This window comes from Pseudoalteromonas sp. SR45-5, assembly GCF_014163565.1.
Lineage (GTDB): Bacteria > Pseudomonadota > Gammaproteobacteria > Enterobacterales > Alteromonadaceae > Pseudoalteromonas > Pseudoalteromonas distincta.
In genome coordinates, this window is sequence record NZ_JACJDN010000373.1 from 1 (window position 1) to 4,000 (window position 4,000).

Below are 4,000 nucleotides of genomic sequence, written 5' to 3' on the forward strand. Positions count from 1 at the left end.
CCAAGCTCTGCCATTCCAGCTGCTCTAAAGTGTGAAAGCATATCCATTTTTAAATAATTAAGCCTAAGCGCGATAGGCGCAGATACCGCCTCTATCATTAGCGTGCCGTCTCGGTAATTACTAACTCGGCATTTATCACCCAATTTAGGGCCTAAAAAATCTTTTAATAAGGTTTGCTGTGTATCAAGTGCTTGGCTTTTGCCTGCATAAGCCGATAAACGATTATTTAACCCCGCCATAATATCGGTTAGCGGTTTTGGTGCATATCTATCTTTAGCCATTTTACACCTCGTAAAAACTCACTTAGACCCAAAGATAATACTCTGGGTCTAAGTATACACTGCGTATTAATACTACGCGCCGGCTATTTGCATTTGCTCGATTAATACTGAGCCTGTTTGAATACCACCACGGCGTTCTATATCACCACCAATGGCGGAAATACCTTTAAACATGTCTTTTAAATTACCAGCAATAGTAATTTCACTTACCGGATATTGAATTTCACCATTCTCAACCCAAAAACCTGCAGCACCACGAGAGTAGTCACCCGTTACGGTATTTACGCCCTGCCCCATTAGCTCTGTAACTAATAAGCCAGTACCCATGGTTTTTAATAGTGCAGTTAAATCGTTATGAGTTTGCTCAACGAGCCAGTTATGTATACCGCCAGCATGTCCTGTTGGGGTCATGTTCATTTTACGCGCAGCATAACTTGCTAATAAATAAGTTTGTAACTCGCCGCCTTGAATTATTTCTCTATCGAATGTTTTAACACCTTCGCTATCAAACGGTGACGATGCCAACCCTTTTAAAATATGTGGGCGCTCAGCAATATTCACACAATGACTAAATACCTGAGTGCCTAAGCTATCAAGTAAAAAACTTGATTTACGATAAAGCGCGCCACCACCAATTGCCGACACCAAGTGACCAAACAATGAATTTGCAATATCGGCTCTAAAAATAACAGGCACTTTCATTGTGCCTAACTTTTGGCTGTTTAATTTAGCTAAGGTTTCAGCTGCCGCTTCAAGACCCACTGCCGCAGCATCATTTAAACCAGCCTGATCGCGAGCAACTGTATAAGCAGAGTCGCGCTGCATGTGTTCGCCATCTTTACCTATTACCATAGTACTAATACTATGACGAGTGCGCGGAAAACCTGCAATTAAACCGTGGCTGTTACCATAAACACGTAATCCCTGATGCGATGAAAAACTCGCACCATCAGAGTTAACAATACGCTCGTCCGCATTTAATGCAGCTTGCTCAGCAGCATGGCAAAGCTCAATGCCTTCCTCAGGACTTACATCCCAAGGATGATATAAATCTAAATCTTTAGGATTAAATTCAAGTAACTCTTTATCAGCAACGCCGTTAAATGGATCATCAGATGTAAATTTGGCTATATCAATCGCTTTTTCGACTACCGTGCGCAATGTTTTTGGATTTAAATCAGCCGTTGACGCCGAGCCTTTATTATTACCAACATATACACTAATGCCTAAGCCGCCGTCTTGGTTGAACTCAATGGTTTCTACTTCACCCATTCGTGTACTAACCGATAAACCAGACGTGCTAGACATCGCAGCTTCTGCAGCTGTAGCGCCTAATTTTTTAGCATGTTCGAGTACTTCTGCTACCGCATCTTTAACTTGCGATATTTGAGAATAAATTGGATCGTTTTGTTGGCTTTTCATAAATTAAGTCCTGAGCCTTAGAGGCATAATGCACGCATTTCTTATATTTAAATGCTAACACACTCAATGCATCACATCAGCTAATATTCCTAAGTATCATATTCATGTATAATGGCAAAAGTTATTTTTATTTAAGAGCACCCCATGGCAAAGAAAAAAGGCAAGCCTGCTGAAATTGAAGAAGAAATTGAATATGTATCAAGAACGGAGCTTAAACGCGAAGCGCAAGAGTTTCATCAGTTAGGTACTGAAATTGCCAAAATGGGTAAAAAACAGCGCGAACGCCTGCCATTAAATGACGATTTAAAAGAAGCGATGGTTGTTGCTGATAAAATAAGTAACAAAAGCGACGCGTATCGCCGCCACTTAAATTACATCGCTAAAACACTGCGTACTGTAGAAAACATTGATGATATTAAAGCGATTATCGATGTGATGCTTAATAAAAATAACCAAGCTGAAGTATTGGTCAAAAAAATTGAGCAATTACGTTCAGATTTAATTGAGCAAGGTGATGACCTTATCAATGAGACTATTGAGCAGTTTCCATCTCTTGATCGTCAACAAATGCGCCAATTGGTTCGAAATGCGGCAAAAGAAGCGAAAGCTGAAAAGCCGGGTAAAGGTTATAAAGAATTATTTCAATACCTTAAAGATGCTCATACTATTACGTATTAATTAGGTCGTATTAAGTTATATTTTATTAAAAAAGGTGCTTCGGCACCTTTTTTGTTATAGATCAAACCGCCTTCCTGAGTACTTTTTTATAATCCCCAATAAATAAATACTTAGGTGTGCGTGATGATTAAACTTCCACAATGGGATGAAACCCTAATAAACAAATATAATGTGTCTGGTCCGCGTTATACCTCTTATCCCACGGCTTTATCACTGCGTGACGGATATCAGCAACAAGACCTACTAAGCGCTATAGAATCGTCAACAAGTCGCTCTCTTTCTTTATATATTCACATCCCGTTTTGTAGTCAGCTTTGCTACTACTGTGGCTGTAATAAAATAATTACCCGTCATCAATCTAAGGCAGATACGTATCTCGACTTTTTAGCAAAAGAAATTACTGCCCAAGCGCCTTTATTTAAAAGCTACACGGTTGAGCAATTGCATTTAGGTGGCGGTACTCCCACCTTTTTAACCGCAAAACAAATGACCCGTTTAATTAAACTTTTAGAACAACACTTTAATTTTACACGCACAACAGAGCGCGGTATTGAAATAGACCCACGCTCACTTGCCGATAATATGCTTGTTGATTTAAGAATGCTTGGCTTTAACCGTGTCTCATTTGGGATTCAAGACTTTAACGACGACGTGCAACTTGCTGTTAATCGCCCGCAAAATGCAGATACCGTTAAGCAATTAATTACACAAGCTCGCGAGCTAGGATTTCAATCTATTAATGCAGATATGATTTACGGGCTACCTCTGCAAACGCCAGAGAGCTTTAAGAAAACTATAGAGCAACTTATTGAGTTAAGCCCTGACAGAGTATCAGTGTTTAACTACGCGCATTTACCAGAGCGCTTTGCTGCACAGCGTAAGATTAAAGATGCAGATTTACCCAGTGCTCATAATAAGCTCACCATGTTTAAAAATACGCTGGAGCAGATGACGCAAGCAGGCTATCAATTTATTGGTATGGACCATTTTGCAAAAACTGATAATGAACTAGCTGTTGCGCAAAATGTAGGCAAGTTACATCGTAACTTTCAAGGTTATACAACCCATGGAAATTGTGATTTATTAGGTTTAGGCGTGTCATCAATTTCACAAATTGGCACCGCCATTTTACAAAATCAAAAAGAATTAAAACATTATTACCACAACGTAGAAACACAAAGCGGTAGTGCTCTTAATAAAGGAATGCACTTAACACATGATGATGTAATTCGTGCTGATGCAATTAAACAGCTCATTTGCCAATTTGAATTAGATATACAAGACTTTAGTGAAAAACACGCGCTTATATTTAATGACTACTTTGAGGATGCATTAGTAGCGCTGGCGCCACTTATAAAAGATGAACTAGTCACTATAATTGATAATAAAATTAGCGTAACACCACGCGGGAACTTATTCATTCGTATTATTTGTATGTGCTTCGATGCTCACTTACAAAAACAAATTAACGCAACGCGCTTTTCAAGGGTGATTTAGCCTGAACTCTGGATAATAAATACATCGGCACAAAAAAAGCAGACCTAGGTCTGCTTTTTGTATTTAAGTTGTAGCTTTAATTAAAAACGACTTTATCGCTACCTGGAGCGGCTTTAAACTCG

At 39.2% G+C, this 4,000-nt stretch carries 4 protein-coding genes; 2 read left to right on the forward strand and 2 right to left on the reverse strand.

Annotated features, from left to right (window positions below; genetic code table 11):
- Together H5072_RS13500 and pmbA are read right to left on the reverse strand one after the other, a co-directional pair.
- Window positions 1-281 (reverse strand): DUF721 domain-containing protein (locus tag H5072_RS13500; protein WP_182693810.1); only part of this gene is annotated, 281 nt, incomplete at its 3' end.
- A gap of 72 nt (window positions 282-353) precedes the next feature.
- Window positions 354-1,703: a metalloprotease PmbA gene (pmbA, locus tag H5072_RS13505; RefSeq protein ID WP_165742846.1), complete on the reverse strand. Its 1,350-nt coding sequence runs from the start codon at window positions 1,701-1,703 to the stop codon at window positions 354-356.
- Between the two features lie 144 nt (window positions 1,704-1,847).
- On the opposite strand from pmbA, the gene yjgA reads away from it, so the two are divergent.
- Both yjgA and hemN read left to right on the forward strand, forming a co-directional pair.
- Window positions 1,848-2,381, forward strand: a complete 534-nt coding sequence (gene yjgA / locus H5072_RS13510; protein WP_002959930.1) for a ribosome biogenesis factor YjgA — start codon at window positions 1,848-1,850, stop codon at window positions 2,379-2,381.
- Between the two features lie 123 nt (window positions 2,382-2,504).
- Window positions 2,505-3,878, forward strand: coding sequence for an oxygen-independent coproporphyrinogen III oxidase (gene hemN, locus H5072_RS13515; RefSeq protein WP_182693811.1), 1,374 nt, complete (start codon window positions 2,505-2,507; stop codon window positions 3,876-3,878).
- The last annotated feature ends 122 nt before the right edge of the window (window positions 3,879-4,000 follow it).

What these genes read in the sequence shown, in the direction of transcription:
- yjgA (WP_002959930.1), top strand. Translation starts at nt 1,848, where the DNA reads ATGGCAAAGAAAAAAGGCAAGCCTGCTGAAATTGAAGAAGAAATTGAA.
- pmbA (WP_165742846.1), bottom strand. Translation starts at nt 1,703, where the DNA reads ATGAAAAGCCAACAAAACGATCCAATTTATTCTCAAATATCGCAAGTT.
- hemN (WP_182693811.1), top strand. Translation starts at nt 2,505, where the DNA reads ATGATTAAACTTCCACAATGGGATGAAACCCTAATAAACAAATATAAT.